The 21,884-nt window shown below is 66.8% G+C and carries 24 protein-coding genes; 10 read left to right on the forward strand and 14 right to left on the reverse strand.

Annotated elements, in window-relative coordinates; all coding sequences use genetic code 11:
* Window positions 1-57: 57 nt before the first annotated feature.
* From JHD80_RS05600 to JHD80_RS05610, 3 genes are all read left to right on the forward strand, one after another.
* The gene (locus JHD80_RS05600; RefSeq protein ID WP_199085392.1) at window positions 58-486 is read left to right on the forward strand and encodes an HIT family protein; all 429 of its coding nucleotides are present in this window, start codon (window positions 58-60) and stop codon (window positions 484-486) included.
* 62 nt (window positions 487-548) lie between these two features.
* Window positions 549-1,019 (forward strand): carboxymuconolactone decarboxylase family protein, encoded by a 471-nt coding sequence (locus JHD80_RS05605; protein ID WP_199085393.1) that lies wholly within the window; start codon window positions 549-551, stop codon window positions 1,017-1,019.
* A 19-nt stretch (window positions 1,020-1,038) separates the two neighbouring features.
* Window positions 1,039-1,929, forward strand: a complete 891-nt coding sequence (locus JHD80_RS05610; RefSeq protein WP_199085394.1) for a sigma-70 family RNA polymerase sigma factor — start codon at window positions 1,039-1,041, stop codon at window positions 1,927-1,929.
* 158 nt (window positions 1,930-2,087) lie between these two features.
* Here the strand turns inward: JHD80_RS05610 and JHD80_RS05615 are convergent, their stop codons facing one another.
* From JHD80_RS05615 to clpS, 5 genes are all read right to left on the reverse strand, one after another.
* Window positions 2,088-2,447, reverse strand: coding sequence for an AzlD domain-containing protein (locus JHD80_RS05615; protein ID WP_199085395.1), 360 nt, complete (start codon window positions 2,445-2,447; stop codon window positions 2,088-2,090).
* Window positions 2,444-3,166: an AzlC family ABC transporter permease gene (locus tag JHD80_RS05620; RefSeq protein WP_199085396.1), complete on the reverse strand. Its 723-nt coding sequence runs from the start codon at window positions 3,164-3,166 to the stop codon at window positions 2,444-2,446. The genes JHD80_RS05615 and JHD80_RS05620 overlap by 4 nt, the downstream gene beginning before the upstream one ends.
* Before the next feature lie 144 nt (window positions 3,167-3,310).
* On the reverse strand, window positions 3,311-3,607 hold the full coding sequence (locus JHD80_RS05625; protein WP_199085397.1) for a hypothetical protein: 297 nt from the start codon (window positions 3,605-3,607) through the stop codon (window positions 3,311-3,313).
* Between the two features lie 7 nt (window positions 3,608-3,614).
* Window positions 3,615-6,143: an ATP-dependent Clp protease ATP-binding subunit ClpA gene (gene clpA / locus JHD80_RS05630; RefSeq protein WP_199085398.1), complete on the reverse strand. Its 2,529-nt coding sequence runs from the start codon at window positions 6,141-6,143 to the stop codon at window positions 3,615-3,617.
* A gap of 46 nt (window positions 6,144-6,189) precedes the next feature.
* The gene (gene clpS / locus JHD80_RS05635; protein WP_199085399.1) at window positions 6,190-6,615 is read right to left on the reverse strand and encodes an ATP-dependent Clp protease adapter ClpS; all 426 of its coding nucleotides are present in this window, start codon (window positions 6,613-6,615) and stop codon (window positions 6,190-6,192) included.
* A gap of 202 nt (window positions 6,616-6,817) precedes the next feature.
* Between clpS and kdsA the strand changes: the two genes are divergently transcribed.
* Together kdsA and JHD80_RS05645 are read left to right on the forward strand one after the other, a co-directional pair.
* Complete coding sequence (kdsA, locus tag JHD80_RS05640; RefSeq protein WP_199085400.1) at window positions 6,818-7,690, forward strand: 3-deoxy-8-phosphooctulonate synthase; 873 nt, start codon at window positions 6,818-6,820, stop codon at window positions 7,688-7,690.
* Window positions 7,683-8,879: an MFS transporter gene (locus JHD80_RS05645; RefSeq protein ID WP_199085401.1), complete on the forward strand. Its 1,197-nt coding sequence runs from the start codon at window positions 7,683-7,685 to the stop codon at window positions 8,877-8,879. Before kdsA ends, JHD80_RS05645 begins: the two co-directional genes overlap by 8 nt.
* 76 nt (window positions 8,880-8,955) lie before the next feature.
* On the opposite strand, the gene queF is transcribed toward JHD80_RS05645, so the two are convergent.
* Window positions 8,956-9,411 carry a preQ(1) synthase gene (queF, locus tag JHD80_RS05650; protein ID WP_199085402.1) on the reverse strand — a complete coding sequence of 152 codons (456 nt, stop codon included), beginning with the start codon at window positions 9,409-9,411 and terminating at the stop codon, window positions 8,956-8,958.
* A gap of 292 nt (window positions 9,412-9,703) precedes the next feature.
* On the opposite strand from queF, the gene JHD80_RS05655 reads away from it, so the two are divergent.
* Both JHD80_RS05655 and eno read left to right on the forward strand, forming a co-directional pair.
* Window positions 9,704-10,027 (forward strand): hypothetical protein, encoded by a 324-nt coding sequence (locus JHD80_RS05655; protein ID WP_199085403.1) that lies wholly within the window; start codon window positions 9,704-9,706, stop codon window positions 10,025-10,027.
* 201 nt (window positions 10,028-10,228) lie between these two features.
* Window positions 10,229-11,512, forward strand: a complete 1,284-nt coding sequence (gene eno / locus JHD80_RS05660) for a phosphopyruvate hydratase (protein WP_199085404.1) — start codon at window positions 10,229-10,231, stop codon at window positions 11,510-11,512.
* 21 nt (window positions 11,513-11,533) lie between these two features.
* On the opposite strand, the gene JHD80_RS05665 is transcribed toward eno, so the two are convergent.
* Window positions 11,534-12,085: a hypothetical protein gene (locus JHD80_RS05665; protein WP_199085405.1), complete on the reverse strand. Its 552-nt coding sequence runs from the start codon at window positions 12,083-12,085 to the stop codon at window positions 11,534-11,536.
* 253 nt (window positions 12,086-12,338) lie between these two features.
* On the opposite strand from JHD80_RS05665, the gene JHD80_RS05670 reads away from it, so the two are divergent.
* Window positions 12,339-13,319, forward strand: a complete 981-nt coding sequence (locus JHD80_RS05670) for a DMT family transporter (protein ID WP_199085406.1) — start codon at window positions 12,339-12,341, stop codon at window positions 13,317-13,319.
* On the opposite strand, the gene JHD80_RS05675 is transcribed toward JHD80_RS05670, so the two are convergent.
* From JHD80_RS05675 to JHD80_RS05685, 3 genes are all read right to left on the reverse strand, one after another.
* A complete protein-coding gene (locus JHD80_RS05675) occupies window positions 13,233-14,018 on the reverse strand; it encodes a hypothetical protein (protein WP_199085407.1) in 786 nt (261 codons plus the stop codon). The genes JHD80_RS05670 and JHD80_RS05675 overlap by 87 nt on opposite strands.
* On the reverse strand, window positions 14,015-15,178 hold the full coding sequence (tgt, locus tag JHD80_RS05680; RefSeq protein ID WP_199085408.1) for a tRNA guanosine(34) transglycosylase Tgt: 1,164 nt from the start codon (window positions 15,176-15,178) through the stop codon (window positions 14,015-14,017). Before tgt ends, JHD80_RS05675 begins: the two co-directional genes overlap by 4 nt.
* Window positions 15,179-15,359: 181 nt before the next feature.
* On the reverse strand, window positions 15,360-15,716 hold the full coding sequence (locus JHD80_RS05685) for an ArsC family reductase (RefSeq protein ID WP_199085409.1): 357 nt from the start codon (window positions 15,714-15,716) through the stop codon (window positions 15,360-15,362).
* Window positions 15,717-15,870: 154 nt separating this feature from the next.
* On the opposite strand from JHD80_RS05685, the gene JHD80_RS05690 reads away from it, so the two are divergent.
* Window positions 15,871-16,410 carry a phosphoribosyltransferase family protein gene (locus JHD80_RS05690; protein ID WP_199085410.1) on the forward strand — a complete coding sequence of 180 codons (540 nt, stop codon included), beginning with the start codon at window positions 15,871-15,873 and terminating at the stop codon, window positions 16,408-16,410.
* Between the two features lie 32 nt (window positions 16,411-16,442).
* Here JHD80_RS05690 and JHD80_RS05695 read toward each other — a convergent pair whose 3' ends face one another.
* Together JHD80_RS05695 and JHD80_RS05700 are read right to left on the reverse strand one after the other, a co-directional pair.
* Window positions 16,443-17,150 (reverse strand): glutathione S-transferase N-terminal domain-containing protein, encoded by a 708-nt coding sequence (locus tag JHD80_RS05695; RefSeq protein WP_199085411.1) that lies wholly within the window; start codon window positions 17,148-17,150, stop codon window positions 16,443-16,445.
* 118 nt (window positions 17,151-17,268) lie between these two features.
* The gene (locus tag JHD80_RS05700; protein WP_199085412.1) at window positions 17,269-17,853 is read right to left on the reverse strand and encodes a 2'-5' RNA ligase family protein; all 585 of its coding nucleotides are present in this window, start codon (window positions 17,851-17,853) and stop codon (window positions 17,269-17,271) included.
* 387 nt (window positions 17,854-18,240) lie between these two features.
* Between JHD80_RS05700 and JHD80_RS05705 the strand changes: the two genes are divergently transcribed.
* A complete protein-coding gene (locus JHD80_RS05705) occupies window positions 18,241-19,620 on the forward strand; it encodes a M20/M25/M40 family metallo-hydrolase (RefSeq protein WP_199085413.1) in 1,380 nt (459 codons plus the stop codon).
* A 267-nt stretch (window positions 19,621-19,887) separates the two neighbouring features.
* Here the strand turns inward: JHD80_RS05705 and JHD80_RS05710 are convergent, their stop codons facing one another.
* Both JHD80_RS05710 and JHD80_RS05715 read right to left on the reverse strand, forming a co-directional pair.
* On the reverse strand, window positions 19,888-20,670 hold the full coding sequence (locus tag JHD80_RS05710; protein WP_199085414.1) for an enoyl-CoA hydratase: 783 nt from the start codon (window positions 20,668-20,670) through the stop codon (window positions 19,888-19,890).
* Window positions 20,671-20,682: 12 nt separating this feature from the next.
* Window positions 20,683-21,876: a CaiB/BaiF CoA transferase family protein gene (locus JHD80_RS05715; RefSeq protein ID WP_199085415.1), complete on the reverse strand. Its 1,194-nt coding sequence runs from the start codon at window positions 21,874-21,876 to the stop codon at window positions 20,683-20,685.
* Between the last annotated feature and the right edge of the window lie 8 nt (window positions 21,877-21,884).

Consider the following 21,884-nt stretch of genomic DNA (forward strand, 5'->3'; position numbering starts at 1 on the left):
GCACCGGCTGGGGCGCCTCAGCTTGCGCCCTCCTTTTCCGATCCTGCCGGACCCGCCATGACCGCCTATGATCAATCCAACGTCTTCGCCAAGATCCTGCGTGGCGAACTGCCCTCCCACACGGTCTACGAAGACGCCGAGACGCTGGCGATCATGGACATCATGCCGCGCGCCGACGGCCATGTGCTGGTGATCCCGAAGGCACCCTGCCGCAACATCTTCGATGCCCCCGCCGATGCGCTGAATGCGGTCGCGCTGACCACGCAGAAGTTGGCGCGGGCGGTGAAGGCCGCCTTCTCGGCCGAGGGCGTGACCATCCAGCAGTTCAACGAGGCCGCCGGCGGCCAGGTCGTGTTCCATCTCCATGTCCACGTCATGCCGCGTTTCGAGGGCGTGGCGCTGCGCCCGCATACCGGCGCGATGGAGAAGAACGAGGTTCTCGCCAGCAATGCCGAGAAAATCCGCGAGGCCCTGAAAAAAATCTGACGGACCATGTCACAGCGCGGCGCGCCGCCTCGTCTTGTCGTCATCAACCGATGGAGACAATCATGAGCCAACGCCTCAACGCCTTCCAGATCGCGCCCGAAGCCTACAAGGCGATGCTGGTCCTGCAGGACTACATCAACAAGTCGGCCCTCGAGCACAGCCTGATGGAGCTGGTGAAGATCCGCGCCTCGCAGATCAACCGCTGCGCCTATTGCCTGCACATGCATGTGCTCGATGCGCGCAAGGCCGGCGAGAGCGAGGCGCGCATCAACCTGCTCAATGCCTGGGAGGAGTCCGAGCTCTATACGCCGCGCGAGCGCGCCGCGCTGCGCTGGACGGAAGAGCTGACGCGCGTGGCCGAGCGGAGCCCGAGCGACGCAGCTTACGCGGAGCTCCGGGAGCACTTCAACGAGAAGGACAGCGTCGATCTGTCCTTCGCCATCGGCGCGATCAACACCTGGAACCGCATCAATTGCGGGTTCCGCACGCGCCACCCGGCCGACCGGCTGCGCCAGACCGAGGCTGCCGCCTGATGACACCGCCCCGGCGCGCATGACGGGCGCGGCCGCCAACCCCTTCGAGGCAAACCGGTCCTACCTGACCCGCCTCGCCTACCGCATGCTCGGCTCGCTCAGCGATGCCGAGGATGTGGTGCAGGACGCTTGGCTGCGCTGGCACGGAACCGCGCCCGAGGCGATCGCGAACCCGCGCGCCTGGCTTGGGCGCGTGGTGACGCGGCTCTGCCTCGACCTGATGAAATCAGCGCGGCGCAAGCGCGAGACCTATGTCGGCGCCTGGCTGCCAGAGCCGCTGATCGAGTCAATCGGCGCCGCTCCGAGCCCGGATGAGGCGATCGACGTGCCTTATGCGCTCCAGCTCGCGCTGGAGCGGCTTTCGCCATTGGAGCGTGCCGCCTTCCTGCTGCACGACGTCTTCGACCTGCCCTTTTCCGAAATCGCCGAAACGCTCGGGCGCAACGAAGCCGCCGGCCGGCAGCTCGTCTCGCGGGCGCGCCGCCATGCCCGCGACGAGGACGGCCCGCGCCATCCGCTCTCGCCCGACGAGGCCCGGCGCTATGCCCAGGCCTTCTTCGAAGCGGCCCACGGTACCGATGCCACGATCCTGAAGAGTATGCTCGCCCATGATGCGATCCTGCGCGCCGACGGCGGCGGCAAGGTCAATTCCGTGCTCAACCCGATCCTCGGCAGCGACAGGATCGGCCGCTTCTTCGAAGGCATCGGCCGCCATGTCGAACGGGAGGGCCGCTCGACCACGCGCTATGAGTTCGTGACGATCAACGGCCTGCCCGGCTATGTCAGCCTGGAGCGCGGCGAGACCGTACAGGCGATGGCGCTCGACATCCGCGACGGGGCGGTGGCCGCGATCTACATCATCCGCAACCCCGACAAGCTCGGCCATGTCCGGCGGTTGCTGGAAGCTTAGACAGTACGGACCACGACCGTCATTCCGGGGCTTCGCGTAGCGAAGAGCCCCGGAACCCGCGACCGGGTGAGACTTCTCACGCGGAGTTGCAGAGCGCTCGGCCCGTCGTGGATTCCGGGTTCGCGCCTCCGGCGCGCCCCGGAATGACAGCGTTGTGCCTAGCCCGCGAACAGCCAGACACCTGCGATCAGGACGGTCTCGCCGGCCAAGACCGCGAGCATCATCCGGCGCTTGTCGACGAACATGATGCCGGCAGCCGCCGCCAGCGCCGCGACGCGCACCAGGGCCGGAGCCGTCGCGAGCACGCCCGGCGGCGAGACGATCAGCTTGGCGACGATCCCTGCGAGCAGCGCGGTCGCAACCGCCCTCACCCATTCGAGCAGCGGCGAGTCGGTGGAAAGCCGGCGCGCGAAGCCGACGGCAAGCCAGCGCCAGATCTCCGTTGGCAGCACGGCGAAGAGCATCAGCGCGAGATAGGGCCAGAGCGGCCCGTCGAGCATGGCGATCGGCTGGGTCATGCCGGCCTCCGCTTCCGTCCGATCAGGAAGGCAACGCTTCCGGCGACGAGCCCCGCGACGATCAGGTCGAAGCCGCCGCCGATGAAGCGCTCGCAGATCGGCGCCAGCGCAAGGCCAAGCAGCAGCGCCGCCGCGTCGCCGCGATGGCGCAATCCGCCCATCAGCGAGACCAGGAAGAACATCGGCGTCAGGCAGAGCAACCCCGCGGCGAAGGGGATGGGCAGCGCGCCGAGCAGGTAATAACCCGCGAAAGTGCCGACCGAGCTCACCGCCATGCAGGTATTGGCAAAGCCGAGAAAATAGGCGACGCGCTGATGCGGGGCGATGGCGGGCAGGCGCCGCAGGCCCTCGCTCCAGGCCGTGACCGCGACGTAATGTGCCAGGAAGAGCTGCTGCCAGACGCTCTGGCCGGGCCGGCGCAGCAGCGGCAGGATCGCCATCGTCATCGGCAGGAAGCGTAACGAGGCGAAGGCGATCGCGATCAGGATGGCGCTCCAGGCCGCCCCCGCCGCGATCGAGGCGAAGAACAGAACCTGGGAAGGTCCGGCCCAGACCAGGATGGTCGAGAGCACGGCGACATCGACGGGATAGCCGACATCGCGGGCGAGCGAGCCGATGCCGATCAATCCGAAGCCGACGATCCAGGCCGGCAGCGTCAGCGCATCACGCATGCCGGCCAACGCCACGCGCTGCCAGCTCCAGTCGGCGGATACGCTCATGAGATCATCGCTGCGGGACGGCTCGACTCAGGTTGCGGCCCGGAAGAACGAGCCGTTTCCTCTATCGTCCATGCACGCGACGCTTGCATAGGCGTCGGTAAGCCGGCCAGCCCTGCGATTGCTGCAGGGAGGGCGCCCGGCCCGTCAGCCCTTGCCGCCCTTCATCGCGATCGCGATGAGCTCATTGGCAAAGTCGATCAGCTCCTTGGGGATGCCGCCGACAGCCTTCACGCCGAGATAGATCAGGTAGATGAAGGCCGGCACCAGGATCCAGCCCAGCACTTCCTCGAAGATCTTGCGGCGGCGGCGGCGGCGGTCCCGCTTCTCGAACCAGCCGAGCTTTTCCTTCTTCGGCCGTGCGGGCGCGGCAGGCGTCGCCGGGGTATCCTGAAGCACCTCGCCGCTTTCGGCGGCGAGGCTCGCGGTCTTGCGCTTGAACAACACGTTCTCAGGCCTTCGTCAGCGGAACCTTCGGCACGGTGCGGACGCTCTTGGCCGAGGCCTTCGGAGTATCACCGCCCGTTCCATCGGGAGTGCCGCCACCTTTAGGGCCTCGCCGCGGCGGAGTCTTGGTCGTTTTGCCGGCAGACGCAGCTTTTGCGCGCGGCTTCGGCACGCGCTTGGCCGTGGCAGCCTCGACATCCTTCTCCGGCTTGGGCTTGGCCGGGCCGTCCGGGAATTCGAGGCCGAGCACCTTGATGCCGGTCTCGGACGGGACGACGACGACCTTGACCGCGCCGCCGTTCTTGAGGCGCCCGAACAGCACCTCGTCGGCCAGCGGCGTCTTGATCGTCTGCTGGATCAGGCGCGCCATCGGGCGGGCGCCCATCGCCTCGTCATAGCCGTTCTCGACCAGCCATTCGCGCGCCTCGTCCGAGAGCTCGATCGTGACGTTGCGGTCGGCGAGCTGCGCTTCGAGCTGTAGCACGAACTTGTCGACGACGCGGGCGACCACCGTCTTGGGCAGATGGCCGAAGGAGATGACCGAATCGAGCCGGTTGCGGAATTCCGGCGCGAACAGCTTGTTGATCGCCTCGGTATCGTCGCCCTCGCGCTTGGTCCGGGTGAAGCCATAGGCGTTGCGGGCCATGTCGGCGGCGCCGGCATTGGTCGTCATGATCAGGATGACGTTCCTGAAATCGACCTGCTTGCCGTTATTGTCGGTCAGCTTGCCGTGGTCCATCACCTGCAGGAGGATGTTGAACAGGTCGGGATGGGCCTTCTCGATCTCGTCGAGCAGCAGCACGCTGTGCGGATGCTGGTCGATCTGATCGGTCAGGAGCCCGCCCTGGTCGAAGCCGACATAGCCCGGAGGCGCGCCGATCAACCGCGAGACGGTGTGGCGCTCCATATACTCGGACATGTCGAAGCGGATCAGCTCGACGCCGAGCGAGGAGGCGAGCTGGCGCGCGACCTCGGTCTTGCCGACGCCGGTCGGGCCGGCGAAGAGATAGCAGCCGATCGGCTTTTCGCCGTCGCGCAAGCCGGCGCGGGCGAGCTTGATCGAGGAGGACAGGGCCTCGATCGCCTTCTCCTGCCCGTAGACGGTGCGCTTCAGCGTGGTCTCGAGATTGCGCAGCACCTCGGCGTCGTCCTTGGAGACGGTCTTGGCCGGGATGCGCGCCATGGTCGCGATCGCCGCCTCGATCTCCTTGACGCCGATCGTCTTCTTGCGCTTCGCCTCGGTCACCAGCATCTGCGAGGCGCCGGTCTCGTCGATCACGTCGATCGCCTTGTCCGGCAGCTTGCGGTCATGGATGTAGCGGGCCGAGAGCTCCACCGCCGCCTTGATGGCGTCGTTGGTGTAGCGCAGCTTGTGGAACTCCTCGAAATAGGGCTTCAGCCCCTTGAGGATCTCGATCGTGTCCGGGACCGACGGTTCGTTGACGTCGATCTTCTGGAAGCGGCGCACCAGCGCCCGGTCCTTCTCGAAATACTGGCGGTATTCTTTGTAGGTGGTGGAGCCGATGCAGCGCAGCGAGCCCGAGGCCAGCGCAGGCTTCAGCAGGTTCGAGGCGTCCATCGCGCCGCCCGAGGTCGCACCGGCGCCGATCACCGTGTGGATCTCGTCGATGAACATGATCGCCTTCGGGTGCTGCTCGATCTCCTTCATCACCTGCTTGAGGCGCTCTTCGAAATCGCCGCGATAGCGCGTGCCGGCGAGCAGCGTGCCCATGTCGAGCGAGAAGACGGTCGCGTCCTCCAGCACCTCCGGCACCTCGCCGCGCGTGATCTTGAGGGCGAGGCCCTCGGCGATCGCGGTCTTGCCGACGCCGGGGTCGCCGACCAGCAGCGGATTGTTCTTCTGGCGGCGGCAGAGGATCTGGATCGTTCGCTGCACCTCGGCCTCGCGGCCGATAAGCGGATCGATGCGCCCGTCCCTCGCCTTGCGGTTGAGATTGACGCAGTAAGCGTCGAGCGCGCTTTCCTTTTTCTTCTTGTCCTTGTCCTCGGGCTGGCCCTGCTCGGAGCGCTGCTCGCGCTGCGGCTCGCCCTCCTCCTCGGAGCCGCGCACGGGCCGGCTCTCGCTGGCGCCGGGGCGCTTGGCGATGCCGTGGCTGATATAGTTGACCGCGTCGTAGCGGGTCATGTCCTGCTCCTGCAGGAAGTACGCCGCATGGCTCTCGCGCTCGGCGAACATCGCGACGAGCACGTTGGCGCCGGTCACCTCTTCGCGACCGGACGATTGGACATGGATCACCGCGCGCTGGATGACGCGCTGGAAGCCGGCGGTCGGCTTGGAATCGTCACGTCCGTCGGTGACGAGATTGGTCAATTCCGCGTCGATATAATCGACGAGGTTGCGCCTGAGCAGGTCGAGATCGACGCTGCAGGCGCGCATCACCGCCGCCGCGTCCTGGTCGTCGACCAGCGCGAGCAAAAGGTGTTCGAGGGTGGCGTATTCGTGACGGCGCTCGTTGGCGAGGGCCAGAGCCCGGTGAAGCGCCTGTTCGAGACTGCGCGAGAAACTCGGCAAGGGGCGCGCTCCTATCTGATTTCCGAATGAACTATCGAACCCAAGGCTACTTTTTCTCCATCACGCATTGCAGCGGATGCATGTGCTTGCGCGCCAGATCCATGACGAGCGTAACCTTGGTCTCGGCGACTTCGTAGGTAAAGACGCCGCATTCGCCGACGCCGTTCTGATGCACATGCATCATGATCTGCGTGGCTTCGGCGCGGTCCTTGTTGAAGAACCGCTCCAGAACGTGAACGACGAACTCCATCGGAGTGTAGTCGTCGTTGAGCAGCAGGACCCGGTAGAGATTGGGCTTGCGCGTCCGCGTCCGGGTGAGGACGGCGGTGCCGCTGCCCTCGCGCCCGTTGCCGTCGCGCCCGCCACCGTCGCTCGGCGGCTGGCCGCGCTTGGGACGGTCGGCCATGACCGGCGCGTCGCTGGCGCGCACCGGCCGCCCGGCCTGCCTTGCTATGCCCTGGCCTGACTGCATCATTCCCGTCCGCGCCGTATCCATCCGATCCTGCATCGACAACCGAGATAGTGCTTCGCTAGCGAATTTACAGACCTCGCTCCCGCTTCGCCAGCCCGTTCGCAGCGAACATGGCCGATCCGCTCTCCGCAAGCCCGTCCTGACTTGACCCGGCAGGGTTCACGGACATAAGCCCGGCGGCCCGCTGGACAAGGACGCCGCCATGACTCCCAACGCCATCGTGACCATCGGCGAGGATCTCGCCCGCCCCGTGCGCTTCGGCAACGCCTTGCCGCTCGCCCTGATCGCCGGCCCCTGCCAGATGGAAAGCCGCAACCACGCGCTCGAATGCGCGTTCGCGCTGAAGGAGATCGCGGCGGCGCTGAGCATCGGCCTCGTCTTCAAGGCCTCGTTCGACAAGGCCAACCGCACCAGCGTCAAGGGCGCCCGCGGCATGGGGATGAAGGCAGGCCTGCCGGTCTATGCTGAAATCCGCGAGCGCACCGGCCTGCCGGTCGTGACCGACGTGCACGAGGCCGACCAATGCGCGCCCGTGGCGGAGGTTGTCGACATCCTCCAGATCCCGGCCTTTCTCTGCCGCCAGACCGACCTGCTGGTCGCGGCCGCGAAGACCGGCCGCGTGGTCAACGTCAAGAAGGGCCAGTTCCTCGCGCCCTGGGACATGGTCAACGTCGCCGCCAAGGTGACCGAGAGCGGCAACCCGAACGTGATGCTGACCGAGCGGGGCGCCTCCTTCGGCTACAATGCGCTGGTCTCCGACATGCGCGCGCTCCCGACCATGGCCGAGATCGGCGCGCCCGTGATCTTCGACGCCACCCATTCGGTGCAGCAGCCCGGCGGCAAGGGCGCCTCGACCGGCGGGCAGCGCGAATTCGTGCCGGTGCTGTCGCGCGCGGCAGTCGCGGTCGGCGTGGCCGGCCTCTTCATCGAGACCCATCCCGACCCCGACAAGGCGCCCTCGGACGGCCCCAACATGGTGCCGCTTTCCGAATTCCAGGCGTTGATCGCCGAGTTGCAGGGCTTCGACCGTCTCGCCAAGTCGCGGACCGCCCCGGCGGCGCGCGCCTATGTCTGACCCCGCCAAGGCCTCCGGCGACAATCTGGGGGCCCTGATCCCGGTCCTCGGGCTCTGCGGTTTCGCCTCGACCTTCACCATGCGGCTGATCGACCCGCTGGTGCCGACGCTCGCGTCGGAATTCGGCCAGAGCGTCCACCAGATCGCCTTCCTGGTGACGGCCTTCGCCAGTTGCTACGCGCTCGGCCAGCCCTTCCTCGGCCCCATCGCCGATTCCGTCGGCAAATTGCGCAGCATCGCGACCTGCCTCGCAGTGCTGTGCGTGCTCTCGATACTCGCCGCTTTCGCGACGAGCTTCTGGATGCTGCTCGTGCTGCGCGCGCTGGGCGGCGTCATGGCCGGCGGTGTCATCCCGGCGGCGATGGCCGCGATCGGCGATCGCGCGCCCATGGCCGAGCGGCAGATCATGCTCGGCCGTTTCCTCGTCATCATGATCGTCGGCCAGATGGCGGGCGCAACCTTCTCGGGGCTGGTCGCCGATCATATCGGCTGGCGCGCGGTGCTGGGCATCGCCGGACTGCTCGCGGCGGGCGGCGCCCTGCTCGTGCGGCTCGTGCTGAAGCCTCGGCCGGACGCCGCGCGGCCTCCGTTGAGCCTCGCCGGCGCGATCGCGAGCTACAAGGCGGTCTTCTCCAACCCACGCAGCAAGCTGCTGTACCTGCTCGTGATGATCGAGGGCGCCTTCGTCTTCGGCTTGCAGCCCTTCATCGCCGCGATCCTGCACGAGCGTTCCGGCGTCGGCGCTTCCGAGGCCGGCCTCGCCATCGGCGCGATGGGGCTTGGCGGCCTGGTCTACGGCATCCTCACCCGCATCCTCGTCGAGCGGGTCGGGCCGCGCCAGATGATGCGCGTCGGCGGGCTGGCGGTCGCGCTGAGCTATTTCGCCTTCACGATCCCCGGGCCGTGGTGGAGCGCGATCGGCATCTTCCTGGTCACCGGCTTCGGCTTCTTCCTGATGCACGGCACCTTCCAGGCCCAGGCGACGGAGCTGGCGCCGACGGCGCGCGGCTCGGCCATGGCGCTGTTCGCCTGCTTCTTCTTCATGGGGCATGCGACCGGGCCGCTGATCATGGGCACGCTCCTGCACCTGCTCGGCCCGCAGATGGCGCTGGTCGTCTTCGGCGTGGTCGTCGGCACGCTCGGCGTCGTGACCCCGCGCCTGCTGCCGCCTTTGGGCTCGCGGACCTGACGCGCCGGCCGCGAGCCTGAAACGTCATGCCCGGCCTGATCCGGGCATGACGCAGCACGTCAGCTAAAGCTAAGCCTCAGCGCCCGCGATAGGGCGCGACGCCCTGGTCCGGCAGCCAGAGGCCCTTCGGCGGCTCGCCCGTCTGCCAGAACACGTCGATCGGGATGCCGCCGCGCGGATACCAGTAGCCGCCGATGCGGAACCATTCCGGCTCCAGCAGATCGACCAGCGTCTTGCCGATGCCGACGGTGCAATCCTCGTGGAAGGCGCCGTGATTGCGGAACGAGCCGAGATAGAGCTTCAGCGATTTCGACTCCACCAGCCATTGCCCCGGCAGGTAGTCGATGACGAGGATGCCGAAATCGGGCTGGCCGGTGACCGGGCAGATCGAGGTGAATTCCGGGCAGGTGAAGCGGGCGAGATAGTTCGTGCCGGCATGCGGATTGGGCACGCGGTCGAGCCGCGCCTCCTCCGGCGAGGCGGGCAAGGCGCTGCTCTGGCCGAGCTGCAAGGTCGAGGCGTCGATGGTCATGGGATGCTCCTGCGTTTGGCCGGGGTTCTAGAGCATCTCCGGCCAACCTGGGAACTGCCGCCGCAACGCAACCGCTTCGAACGTTGAAAAATGCCAAATCCGATGCGTGGGCCCTGAAGCGGCAGCGTCGCCGCGTCTATTTGTTAATGAAACGCTAGATCAACAATTCAAATCAAATACAATAACACGACAATTTTCGTAAATATTTATGGGTCTTCCACACGCTTGTTTGCGCAGCAGGGAAGTATTGTCTAGTTCGATCTCACGAGAACCGAAGCCTAGACCGAACTACATGATCATTGCCGGCATCTTATTCCTGGTCGGCCTGCTGATCGGCCTCTCTCATGGCTATCCGGCGATCGTCCTGGCCAGCGCGGCGACCACACTCATCATCTTTCCGACATGGATCATCCGTGGCGAGTTCGGCCTCTTCGTCATCCTCGTCTGGATCGGCTATCTCTTCGCACTGCAGGCCGGCTTCCTGCTCGGCAGCTATCTCAGCCTGCCGGACGAGCTGGAAGATCTACCAGAACCAGACCGGCCGCCCCGCGAACAGGCAAAGCCCCGCCCACCAGAGCACAGTGAGACCGGACCAGAACAGGACAGAGGTGAGTGAAGGCCGGCGGCGCGTAGGCATGGTCTGGAACATGATCGTTTCCCGATGGGACGAAGCGTCTGGATGCCCGGACAATCCGCAAGCCACGCGCCACCGGGCGGCCAGTCGCCGTCACGGGCCTGCGGATTGAGGCTTTCCCCGCGGCAGGCTCTTGGCTAGAAGCGCCCTATTCCTCCTGCCCCGCCTCTCCCGGAGCCTGCCATGACCGCGATCATCGACATCATCGGACGCCAGATCCTCGATTCCCGCGGCAATCCGACGGTCGAAGTCGATGTCGTGCTGGAAGACGGCTCGATGGGCCGCGCCGCCGTTCCGTCGGGCGCCTCGACCGGCGCGCATGAGGCGGTGGAACTGCGCGACGGCGACAAGTCGCGCTATCTCGGCAAGGGCGTGCTCAAGGCCGTCGAGGCGGTCAACGTCGCCATCGCCGAGGCGATCGTCGCCATGGATGCCGAGGACCAGACCGCGATCGACCAGACCATGATCGAGCTCGACGGCACGCCCAACAAGTCGAAGCTCGGCGCCAATGCCATCCTCGGCGTCTCGCTCGCCGTCGCCAAGGCGGCGGCCGAAGCCTCCGGCCTGCCGCTCTACCGCTATGTCGGCGGCACCTCGGCCCGCCTCCTGCCCGTGCCGATGATGAATATCGTCAATGGCGGCGCCCATGCCGACAACCCGATCGACTTCCAGGAATTCATGGTCATGCCGATCGGCGCGAGCTCCTTCGCCGAAGGCCTGCGCATGGGCGCGGAGATCTTCCACACCCTGAAGAAGAAGCTGCACGACGCCGGCCACAACACCAATGTCGGCGACGAGGGCGGCTTCGCCCCGAACATCAAGTCGGCCGAGGCCGCGCTCGACTTCGTCATGCAGGCGATCGAGACCGCCGGCTACAAGCCGGGCGAGGACGTCGCGCTGGCGCTCGACTGCGCCGCGACGGAGTTCTTCAAGGACGGCGCCTATGTCTACGAGGGCGAGCGCAAGACGCGCGATCCCAAGGCCCAGGCCAAGTATCTCGCCAAGCTCGTCGGCAATTACCCGATCGTCTCGATCGAGGACGGCATGGCCGAGGATGACTGGGAGGGCTGGAAGGCGCTGACCGATCTCGTCGGCGCGAAGTGCCAGCTCGTTGGCGACGATCTCTTCGTCACCAACGTCACGCGCCTGTCGCAAGGCATCAAGAGCAAGACGGCGAACTCGATCCTGGTCAAGGTCAACCAGATCGGCTCGCTGACCGAGACGCTCGCCGCCGTCGAGATGGCTCAGCGCGCCGGCTACACCGCCGTGATGTCGCATCGCTCGGGCGAGACCGAGGATTCGACCATCGCCGACCTCGCCGTCGCGACCAATTGCGGGCAGATCAAGACCGGCTCGCTCGCCCGCTCGGACCGGACCGCGAAGTACAACCAGCTCCTGCGCATCGAGGAAGAGCTGGGCGCGCAGGCGATCTATGCCGGCCGCAGCGCCCTGAAGGCGCTGGCCTGATCCAGACGCAAGCTGCCGCGCTCACCAGCGTGGCAGCAGCCCGTTCGCCTGCGTCAGGGTCCAGGACCCTGCCGCCTGCATGCTTCCGGCTGCGCCGGACACAGCGTCGACGACCTTCATCGCCGGCGCGACGACGAACTGCCGCAAGGTAGAATCGGCCGGCTCGCCGCCCGAAGGTTCCGTCGCCGGCATCGGTCCCAAGGCTGCCAAGGCCGCGGGCGGCAGGATCACCAGCGGCACACCTGTCGCCTGCCCCTTCTTCTCGGACAGCACCGCCAGACGGCGCGGCGGCAGCGCCGGGAGGTTGACCGCGACAGACGCCCTGGCCTGCGCGACCGCGCGCGGCGGCGTCCAGTCTCCCTGCTCCGGCCAGGCCAGCGAGAGTGGCATCGCCAGCGCGGCCGGCATGAACGAGTGCCCGGCGGCGAGTTCATCCTCCCCGGCCATCCCGCCTTCCGCGAGGCGATCGGCGATCTTGCCGTCGCGCAGCAGGGTCAAGCTGGGTGGCTTGGCGCGATCGGGCGCCGCATCGGATAGCAGGGCCGGGACAGCCACGAGCATCGTGCTTGCCATGGCAATCCCCAGGGAGAGCAGAAGATGGCTCCCCAACCGCGCCGCCATCGTGGCCGGCGCGGGAAAATCAGACTCTGTCGACATCTGTTGCGCTCCGCATCGCTGCGCCCCTTCAACTGCGACGCTAGGAAGCCGTCCGCTCTGGGCACCAGCAGGGCTGAAACGGGGCGCAAATGCGGTCTGCCGCCGCACGCGCGGGCGCCATGCAAAAGGCCCGGTTACGGCTACCTGGCAATCCGCGCTATGGCGGCACATGGACCAGCGCATCGCCAATCCCCTGCTGCACCAGCAAGAGCAGAGCCGGCGGCGCTGGCTGGCCATTGCCGGAATGGTGTTCAGCGTCCTCGTCTTCGGCTCCAATTTCGTCGTCAGCCGTTATGCCGTGCTGCATGGCATGACCGCGCACGACATGATGGCCGTCCGCTTCGGAACGTCCGGCCTGCTGCTGCTGCCGCTGTTCCTGCGGCGGGGACTCCTGAATTGTAGCGGCGTCGGCTGGGGGCGTGGCCTTTTCCTGCTGGTGTCGAGCGGCTTCCCGATGAGCTTCCTGATGCTGACGGGCCTGAGCCTGGCTCCGGCGGCGCACGGGGCCACAATCACGCCGGGCACCGTGACGATGATCGGCATCGTCGGCAGCGTGGTCATGTTCGGGGCTGCGATCACGCGCAATCTCATGGCCGGAACGGCGGGTATGCTCGCCGGGCTCGCCTGCCTCGCCATCGCCGGTTCGAGCGGCGGCCACGGCACGCTGACGGGCGACCTGATGTTCTTCTGCTGCGGCCTGCTCTGGGGCTTCTATCCGCTGATGGTACAGCGCTGGCGGATCGACGGGCTTCATGCGGCGGCGATCGTCGCGGTCCTGTCGCTCGCCTATCTGCCGTTCTACTTCGCCTTCTTCCACCATGGCTTCGGCGCGCATTGGACGGTCTTCGCCTTCCAGGGCTTCTACCAGGGCGTGCTGAACATGATCATCGGGCTCTGGCTCTGGGGCCGCGCCGCCCATGTGCTGGGCGCCGCCGTCGTCGGGCGCTTTCCGCCGTTGATCCCCGTCACCGGGACAGCGCTGGCGATCCCGGTTTTGGGCGAATGGCCCGCCGCCTTGCAATGGGTCGGCATCGTACTGATCATCGGCGGCCTGTTCGTGGCCTCATGGCGCCGTCCGGCGCGCCAGCCCGAGCAGGATCAGGTTCCAGCCCACCGCGATGACGAGGCCGAGGCCGAGCGCCGTCCATGAGCCCCAGGGCACGGCGGTGACATGCACGACCGCCAGCCCAAGTCCGGCCCCTAGCAATCCCAGCGCGCTGCTGCCGATGACCGCAGCCGCAGCCGGCCCACCGGCCCGCGTATGCAGGATGATGATCAGGCTCGACAGGATGATCGGCAGGCCCGCGAGGATGCCGGACCATTGCGGGCCGACCTTCTCGCTGAGCCCCGTGACGATGCCGACCAGCGCCGCGACGCAGGCAGCCCGGATCGGGATGGCATAGCGCGAGATCCCGGCCGGCGGCCTGGCCCGCACCTTGAGATAGGGCCGCACGAGCATGTGCACCACGAACAGGGCGAGCACCGTCAGCATGGTCAGCGGGACGACCGACAGCGCCATGCTGCGAAGAACCAGCAGCAACACCGTCCAGATCGTCAGCGCGCCCCCGAGTGAGACGGCCACGCCGTAGCGCTGGGCCAGCAGGACATAGCTCAGCACGAAGCTGGCATGGGTCGCGTTGGCGTTCATCGTGCCGAGCGCGGCACCCGCGATGAAGTCGGGGCCGTGATCGAGCGCCAGGAAGACGAGGACCGGCCCGAGCGAGATCGGCAGGGTCGCGATCATCGCCGCCATCAAGGGCCCGGCGCGCTCAGCCAGCATCGAACAGCTCACGACCACGCAGGCCGCGAGCGCCATCTTGAGCGGCAGCAGGGCAAGGCCCGTGCTCAAGCCGGCTCGCCCCTTTCCCAGCCTTCGCGCGTCTCGGCGATGAAATCGTCGAGCCGCCCGGCGGCGATCGCGGCGCGCAGGCCCGCCATCAGGTCCTGGTAATAGGCAAGGTTCACCCAGGTCAGCAGCATCTTGCCGAGCATCTCCTCCGCCTTGACGAGATGGTGCAGATAGGCGCGCGACCAGCCATTGGCTGCGGGACACGAGGATTGCTCGTCGACCGGGCGCGGGTCCTCGGCGTGCTTGGCGTTCTTCAGGTTCATCCGGCCGAAGCGGGTGAAGATCTGGCCGTGGCGCCCGGCACGCGTCGGCATCACGCAATCGAACATGTCGATGCCGCGCGCCACCGATTTCACGATGTCGTCGGGCGTGCCGACGCCCATCAGGTAGCGCGGCTTCTCCTGCGGCAGATGCGGCTCGACCGTCTCGATCATCGCCAGCATCACGTCCTGCGGCTCGCCGACGGCCAATCCGCCGACCGCATAGCCCTTGAGGTCCATAGCGGCGAGCTCGCGCGCGCTGTCGACGCGCAGATGCGGCACGTCCCCGCCCTGCACGATGCCGAACAGCGCCCGCCCGGGATGTTCGCCGAACGCCGTCTTACAGCGCTCGGCCCAGCGCAGCGAGAGGCGCATCGCCTTTTCCGCGACCTTCTCCTCGCAAGGCAGCGCCACGCATTCGTCGAGCTGCATCACGATGTCGGAGCCCAGCAGGTTCTGGATCTCGACCGAACGCTCGGGCGTCAGCACATGCTTCGAGCCGTCGATATGCGAGCGGAAGGTCACGCCCTCCTCGGTCAGCTTCCGGAGCTGCGACAGCGACATCACCTGGAAGCCGCCGGAATCGGTCAGGATCGGGTGCGGCCAGTTCATGAATTTGTGCAGGCCGCCGAGCCTGGCGACGCGCTCGGCGCCCGGCCGCAACATCAGGTGATAGGTATTGCCGAGCACGACATCGGCGCCGAGCGCCCTCACCTGTTCGGGATACATCCCCTTCACGGTCGCGGCGGTGCCGACCGGCATGAAGGCCGGCGTGTGGATGACGCCGCGCGGCATGCTGATCGCGCCGGTGCGCGCGGCGCCGTCGCGGGCGGCGACCTTGAAGGTGAATTCGGGCGTGGCAGCGATTTCCGGCTGCAGGGCTTGTGGCTGAACGGTCATGGCCAGCGAGGTAGAGCAGCGCGCCGATTTAGGGAAGACACCCGCGCGCCGGGCGCCCCTCTCTCGTCGTCATGCTCGGGCTTGACCCGGGCATCTCATGACCAGAGGGCTCAGCCCTCTTCGGCGCGTCATTCTCGGGTCGACGCTGCGCGTCGCCCGAGAATGACGCAATGCGGAGGGCTCACGCCTTCGCGACCGCCGCCGCATAGATCTCCGGCTTGAAGCCGACGATCGTCTTGCCTTGGCCCAGATCGAGCACCGGCCGCTTGATCATCGAGGGCTGCGCCAGCATCAGCGCGATCGCCTTGTCAGCGTCGAGCCCCTGCTTCTCGGCATCCGGCAATGCCCGGAAGGTCGTGCCGGCGCGGTTCAAGACCGTCTCCCAGCCGAGCTCCTTGACCCAGCGTTCGAGCGAGGCCTTGTCGATCCCGCTCGCCTTGTAGTCATGGAAGACCACCGCGACGCCATGGCCGTCGAGCCAGGCGCGCGCCTTTTTCATCGTGTCGCAATTCTTGATGCCGTAGATGGTGATCGTCATGCCGTCGTCCGAAGCTCGTGAAGCCACACGGCATTTGCCGTCCAACCGTCGTCACGATTTGCCGGCCGGCGGCAGGCAGGGATGACAAGGCGGGCGGCATCGCCGGATACAGGCAGGGATTAGCATGGATAGCGCGTCAGTCTCCGAGCCGAAAATGTCGGACAGCCCGGCTTTTCCCCATCGCCGCTGGAAGGACCACCCCGTCCCCGGCGTCGACTTTCCCGATGCTACGACCTTCACCAGCGACGCCCGCTGGATGCGGACCGCCTGCGAGGCCCTCTCCGCCCGTCTCGACAAGGAGATCGACCTTCTCGCCGGCATCGATATCGGCGGCCTCGGCTTTGCCGGCGCGCTGGCGCTGCGAAACGGCCTCGGCTTCATCGATATCCGCAAGGTCGGCTCCATACGCGCCGATGTCGTGCGCAGCCTCGCGAACAATTATGAGCTCGGCAACGGCATCGCCCTGTCGAAGGGCCAGACGCTGCAGGGGCGTGAGGTTGCCATCATAGACGACTGCCTGATGACCGGCGGCACTGCGCTGGCAACGGCGCAATTGCTGCGCCGGCTGGGCGCACGCTGCACGCATGCGCTCTTCGTCTTCGAGCTCGAAGGCCTCGGCGGCCGGGAGCGGCTGACCCAGGGCGGCATCGCTGTGCATACCCTGCAGCAACTCCCGCCGACCCAGCCCAAATAGGTTTTCGGGCTGAATTCAAGAGCAGCCGGGACTCAGGCCGGGCGCTTCGGGCTGTCGAGGCCGCGCTGCACGGCCGGGCGCGACAGGCAACGCTCCAGCCAGATCGGCACATGCGTCAGCTTCGCATAATCGACGAGCTCGCCCGCGCCGTAGAAGCCGACAAGGTTGCGCACCCAGCCGAGGATCGCGATATCGGCGATGCTGTAGTCGTCACCCATGATCCAGGTGCGGCTCGCCAGCCTGTCCTCGAGCACGCCGAGCAGGCGCTTGCTTTCGCTGGCGTAGCGGTCGCGCGGGCGCTTGTCCTCGTATTCGCGGCCGGCGAACTTATGGAAGAAGCCGAGCTGGCCGAACATCGGGCCGATCGCCGCCATCTGGAAGAACACCCACTGGATGGTCTCGTAGCGGGCCGCGGGGTCCTGCGGCAGGAGCTTGCCCGTCTTCTCGGCGAGATAGAGCAGGATCGCGCCGGATTCCCACAGGCCGAACGGCTTTCCGCCGGGGCCGTTGGGGTCGATGATCGCCGGGATCTTGCCGTTGGGGTTCAGCGAGAGGAATTCCGGCCCCCAGGTCTCGTTCTTGCCGATATCGATGAGATGCGGCTCGTAGGGCAGTTCCAGCTCCTCCAGCGCGATCGAGACCTTCACGCCGTTCGGCGTCGGCAGCGAATAGAGCTGGATGCGGTCGGGATGCGCTGCCGGCCAGCGCTTGGTGATCGGAAAGGCGGACAAATCGGCCATGACAGGCTCCGTCTGAATCGGATGAGGCTTCGGCCGGGAACGATAGAGCCGGCCGCGCCCAAAGCAACGGCGCACGCCCTCGATTGCCGCAAACCGGCCTTGCAAGGCTGCATGGCGTTCAAGCGAGCGGCCAGGAACCCAGAATCTGATAGGGTCTGTGATCTATGCTCTCGATCAGGACGAACTCGCGCACCTGCCAGCTCAGCTCAGGCAGGTCGATAGGCTCCCGAAGCCTCCGATCGTAGAAAACCGTGACATGCGGCTGGAAGCTCGACCCATCGACCTTGAGCCCGGCGTGCCGCAAGTCATTGAGGAGCGTGGCAGACAAACTGTTCGCGGCGAGCAAATCCGCTCGCGTCGTCAGGGAAAATGCGTATTTCGGCGGTTTTCCGAAGCTCGCGGCCTGATTGAACATGACGACGAAGGACGTCCTCCGGATCACATCCGCGACCAAGCGCGCCATCGCAATGCTCTGCCCGAACGGCCCATCGGGTGCGGCAATGCCTCGCAAGGTCACATGATATTTGTCCGGCCCGCGCAACTTGCCGGAGGCGCAAAGCCGGGTGCTCAACTCACCGGCCAGTTGGTGGATCCGCGCCTTCGCTTCCGCGTCCGGAAGGAGCGCGAAGAAATAGCGGGGCCGACGGCGGCCTTCTCGCGGCCGAACCTCTCGCCCACCATCCAGGTCGAGAACGAGCTGCATAGCCCATTTTAGAACAAAACACGAACATATCAAGCAGACTCGGGCCGTCATCACAGTTCGTCGTTTGGGGATCATTCCGGTTCGCCGTGAAACAACCCCGTCATCCCGGGCTTGACCCGGGATCCATCGTAGAGCGCTGATTCCCACAATGGATTCCGGATCGGCGCCGCTGCGCGGCTTGTCCGGAATGACGAAATGTTTCCGCCAGGAGCAAGGAAGCGCGCAAACCGCCCGGCGAAAATCGCAAGGCTGCCAATCACCACCACAGCCTCGCCAGCGCTTGAGCCCCACTCACCCCGCGTCTAGGCTGCCTCCGGTGGCCGGTCGGCTGCCGCTTGCGCTCCCGCTTGGCGGGCGGCACGGATTCCTCTCCTGTCAGGCATTGCTATGGCTTCCTCAGACGCACTCGCCGCGGTCTTCGATCATATCGAGTTGAACCGCAGCGCCTTCCTCGACCGTCTCATCGCCTATCTGCGGCACCCCAGCATCAGCGCCGAGAATATCGGCATCGCCGAGGTCGGCCTGTTGCTCGTCGACATGCTGACCGAGATCGGCCTGGAAACCAGCCTGATCCCGACCGAAGGCCATCCTGTCGTCGTCGCGCGCTGGGAGAAGGCGCCGGGCAAGCCGACCGTGCTGCTCTACGGCCATTACGACGTGCAGCCGCCGGACCCGCTCGACAAATGGGTCTCGCCGCCCTTCGAGCCGACGATCCGCGACGGCCGTCTCTACGCGCGCGGCGTCGGCGACAACAAGGGCCAGCATTTCGCCCAGATCCTCGCGATCGAGTCCCATCTCAAGGTCCATGGCGAATTGCCCTGCAACGTCATCCTCGTGCTCGAGGGCGAGGAGGAGATCGGCAGCCCGAACATCGCCGGCTTCGTGCGCGCCAATCCGCATCTGCTCAAGGCCGATCTCGCCGTCACCGCCGACGGCCCGCGCCATGCCAGCGGCGCGCCCTCGATCAAGTTCGGCTCCCGCGGCGTCATCTCCTTCGACCTGCGCTGCCGCCATGCCAGCCGCGACGTCCATTCCGGCAATTTCGGCGGCGTCGTGCCGAACCCGATCTGGACGCTGGTCCACCTGCTCGCGACGATGAAGAACCCTGAGGGCGAGATCACCATCGACGGTTTGCACGATGCGGTCGAGCCACCGACGGCGGAGGAGCTGGAAGCGGTCGAGCGCCTCCCGCTCGACATCGAGGCCTTCAAACAAGGGCTTGGCCTCACTCGCCTCGACGCACCGGCCGATCGCCCGTTCTACGAGCGCCTCTGCTTCCGGCCGACGCTGACTATCAACGGCTTCCATGGCGGCTATGGCGGGCCGGGCACCAAGACCGTGCTGCCGAACGAGGCGCTGGTGAAATGCGATATCCGCCTCGTCGAGGCGCAGGACCCGGAGGACATCCTGCGCAAGGTCCGGGCCCACGTCGAAAAGCACGCGCCGGAAGTCGAATTCATCTGCGAAGAGAAGGGCATGCAGCCCTCGAAGACCTCGATCGCCTCGCCCTATACCGCGCCGCTGCGCCGCGCCTTCGTGGCGGCTCAAGGCGAGGAGCCCCTGCTGATCCCCGCCGGCTTCGGCAGCCTGCCGAACTACGTCTTCACCAAAATCCTCGGCATCCCCGCCTTCGTGACGCCCTATGCCAATCACGACGAAGCCAACCACGCCCCCAACGAGAACATGACGCTGGACTGCTTCTATAGCGGCCTGCGCACGGGCGCGGCCCTGCTGCATGAACTTGGTCAGCTCGGAAAGCCGGCCTGAGGGTAGGTCCTCGGCCGCGTTTCCTCCGTCATGGTCGGGCTTGTCCCGACCATCCACGTCTTCGCTGGTCGAAGATCGTGTTCAAGACGTAGATGCTCGCCACAAGGGCGAGCATGACGCGCAAAACACAAAAGTGGGTCATCCCGGACAAGCCGCAAAGCGGCGCCGATCCGGGATCCATGCCTGAACCTTCACCGGTGGCGCTCCGGCATGGATCCCGGGTCAAGCCCGGGATGACGACGTGGTTCCAGTGAAACCTGGAAAGCGCTACCGCCCCTGCCAGTTCGGCGTCCGCTTGCCCAGGAACGCCTCCATCCCCTCGCGGAAATCGGCGCTGGTGTAGCAGAGCGTCACGAGATCGTGCCCATCGATCCCTGAGGCGGCAGCAGTGGTCAGCCGGCGCATCGCCTCCTTGGTCGCGCGCATGGTCAATGGCGCATGGCCGGCGATGATCTCCGCCAGCTCGTGGGCGCGCTGCATCAGCGCCCCATGATCCGGCACCAGCTCGTTATAGAGCCCGATCCGCGCCCCCTCCTCCGCCTCGACGAGGCGGGCCGTGAAGACGATGTCCTTCACCCGTGCCGGACCGAGGATGGCGTAGAGCCGCCCGTAATTCTCCATCGACAGGCAGTTGCCGAGGGTGCGCGCGATCGGGAAGCCGAAGCGCGCGCTCTGCGTGGCGATCCGCAGGTCGCAGGCGAGCCCGATCGCCGCCCCGCCGCCGGTGAAGGCGCCGGAGATCGCAGCCAGCGTCGGCACCGGGCAGCGCTCGATCGTGCCGATCACGGTCTCGATCCGCTCCTCATAGGCCAGCGCATCCTCGGCGCTGGAGAAGGCGCGGAACTGAGCGATGTCGGTGCCCGCCGCGAAGGCCTTGTCGCCCGCCCCGGTCATGACGATGACGCGCGGGTCGCCATGGCCGGCAGGGTCGCGGCAAATCTCGGCGATGCGCTCGTACATGGCGAAGGTCAGCGCGTTGCGCGCCTGGGGCCGGTTGAGCGTGATCGTGCCGACCCCGCCCTCGACCGCATACAGGATTTCGTCGTTCACGCAGGCTCTCCGTCAGATCACGCCATCGGCCCGCAAGCGCGCGAGCCCGGCTTCGTCATAGCCGAGATCGGCCAGGATCTCGTCGTTATGCGCCCCAGGCGCCGGCGTCGGCGTCGCCACATCGGCCGGCGTGCGCGACAGCGTCACCGGCTGGCCGATCAGGCGGATATCGCCGAGTTCGGGATGGTTGACCGGCTTGGCGATGCCGAGATGGCGCACCTGGGGGTCCTCGAACATCTCGTCCACCGCATAGATCGGCCCGGCTGGAACGCTGTTGCGCTCCATCGCCTCCAGCCAATGAGCGCTGCCGGCGGCGGCGAAAACCTCCTCGATCATATCGCGCAGTTCCGGCCGGCGGGCGAAGCGCTTTTCCTTGTTGTCATAGCGCGCATCCGTGCCCCATTCCGCCCGCCCGATCGCCCGGCAGAACGAGCGCCACTGCTCCTCGCCGCCAACGCCGAGATTGATCGCCCCGTCGCGCGTTCGATAGACGCCCATCGGCGTATGATAGGGATGATCGTTGCCGGCCTGCGGCGGCACCGAGCCCTCGACGAGATAGCGCGCCGCCTGGAAATCCATCATCGCGATCTGGGCTTCGAGCAGCGAGGTCTGCACCCACTGCCCTCGCCCGGAGACCGCCCGCTCCTGCAGCGCGACCAGCGCGCCGACCGCCCCATAGAGCCCGGCCGAGGAATCGGCGAGCGCGATGCCCGCCCGCACCGGCCCCTGGCCGGGCAAGCCGGTCACCGACATCATGCCGCCCATGCCCTGCGCGATCTGGTCGAAGCCGGCGCGCGTCCGGTACGGGCCGGACTGGCCGAACCCGGAGATCGAGACCAGGATCAGGCGCGGATTGCGCGCATGCAGCGTCTCGAAATCGAGCCCGAGCCGCTCCTTCACGTCGGGCCGGAAGTTCTCGACGACGAGATCGGCCTCGTCGACGAGCTTCATCAGGATCGCCTTGCCCTCGGGCGTCTTCAGGTTCAGCGCCAGCGAGCGCTTGTTGCGATGCAGGTTCTGCATGTCGTAGCCGAGGCGCGGCCCGCTCATGTTCTCGTTGGGATCGAGCCCCGGCGGGCTCTCGACCTTGATCACGTCGGCCCCGAAATCGGCAAAGACGCGCACGCAGGTCGGCCCGGCCCGCACCCGCGTCAGGTCCAGCACCTTGAGCCCGGCAAGCGCGGTGGACGGTCTCGGCTGCGGCATTTGTGTTC

Source organism: Allobosea sp. ASV33 (assembly GCF_016428755.1).
Taxonomy (GTDB): Bacteria; Pseudomonadota; Alphaproteobacteria; order Rhizobiales; family Beijerinckiaceae; genus Allobosea.

Excerpts from the sequence above, each read along its gene's own strand:
- JHD80_RS05600 (WP_199085392.1), top strand. The coding sequence starts at position 58 with ATGACCGCCTATGATCAATCCAACGTCTTCGCCAAGATCCTGCGTGGC.
- JHD80_RS05605 (WP_199085393.1), top strand. The coding sequence starts at position 549 with ATGAGCCAACGCCTCAACGCCTTCCAGATCGCGCCCGAAGCCTACAAG.
- JHD80_RS05610 (WP_199085394.1), top strand. The coding sequence starts at position 1,039 with ATGACGGGCGCGGCCGCCAACCCCTTCGAGGCAAACCGGTCCTACCTG.
- JHD80_RS05615 (WP_199085395.1), bottom strand. The coding sequence starts at position 2,447 with ATGACCCAGCCGATCGCCATGCTCGACGGGCCGCTCTGGCCCTATCTC.
- JHD80_RS05620 (WP_199085396.1), bottom strand. The coding sequence starts at position 3,166 with ATGAGCGTATCCGCCGACTGGAGCTGGCAGCGCGTGGCGTTGGCCGGC.
- clpS (WP_199085399.1), bottom strand. The coding sequence starts at position 6,615 with ATGCAGTCAGGCCAGGGCATAGCAAGGCAGGCCGGGCGGCCGGTGCGC.
- kdsA (WP_199085400.1), top strand. The coding sequence starts at position 6,818 with ATGACTCCCAACGCCATCGTGACCATCGGCGAGGATCTCGCCCGCCCC.
- JHD80_RS05645 (WP_199085401.1), top strand. The coding sequence starts at position 7,683 with ATGTCTGACCCCGCCAAGGCCTCCGGCGACAATCTGGGGGCCCTGATC.
- queF (WP_199085402.1), bottom strand. The coding sequence starts at position 9,411 with ATGACCATCGACGCCTCGACCTTGCAGCTCGGCCAGAGCAGCGCCTTG.
- JHD80_RS05655 (WP_199085403.1), top strand. The coding sequence starts at position 9,704 with ATGATCATTGCCGGCATCTTATTCCTGGTCGGCCTGCTGATCGGCCTC.
- eno (WP_199085404.1), top strand. The coding sequence starts at position 10,229 with ATGACCGCGATCATCGACATCATCGGACGCCAGATCCTCGATTCCCGC.
- JHD80_RS05665 (WP_199085405.1), bottom strand. The coding sequence starts at position 12,085 with ATGGCAAGCACGATGCTCGTGGCTGTCCCGGCCCTGCTATCCGATGCG.
- JHD80_RS05670 (WP_199085406.1), top strand. The coding sequence starts at position 12,339 with ATGGACCAGCGCATCGCCAATCCCCTGCTGCACCAGCAAGAGCAGAGC.
- tgt (WP_199085408.1), bottom strand. The coding sequence starts at position 15,178 with ATGACCGTTCAGCCACAAGCCCTGCAGCCGGAAATCGCTGCCACGCCC.
- JHD80_RS05685 (WP_199085409.1), bottom strand. The coding sequence starts at position 15,716 with ATGACGATCACCATCTACGGCATCAAGAATTGCGACACGATGAAAAAG.
- JHD80_RS05690 (WP_199085410.1), top strand. The coding sequence starts at position 15,871 with ATGTCGGACAGCCCGGCTTTTCCCCATCGCCGCTGGAAGGACCACCCC.
- JHD80_RS05695 (WP_199085411.1), bottom strand. The coding sequence starts at position 17,150 with ATGGCCGATTTGTCCGCCTTTCCGATCACCAAGCGCTGGCCGGCAGCG.
- JHD80_RS05700 (WP_199085412.1), bottom strand. The coding sequence starts at position 17,853 with ATGCAGCTCGTTCTCGACCTGGATGGTGGGCGAGAGGTTCGGCCGCGA.
- JHD80_RS05705 (WP_199085413.1), top strand. The coding sequence starts at position 18,241 with ATGGCTTCCTCAGACGCACTCGCCGCGGTCTTCGATCATATCGAGTTG.
- JHD80_RS05715 (WP_199085415.1), bottom strand. The coding sequence starts at position 21,876 with ATGCCGCAGCCGAGACCGTCCACCGCGCTTGCCGGGCTCAAGGTGCTG.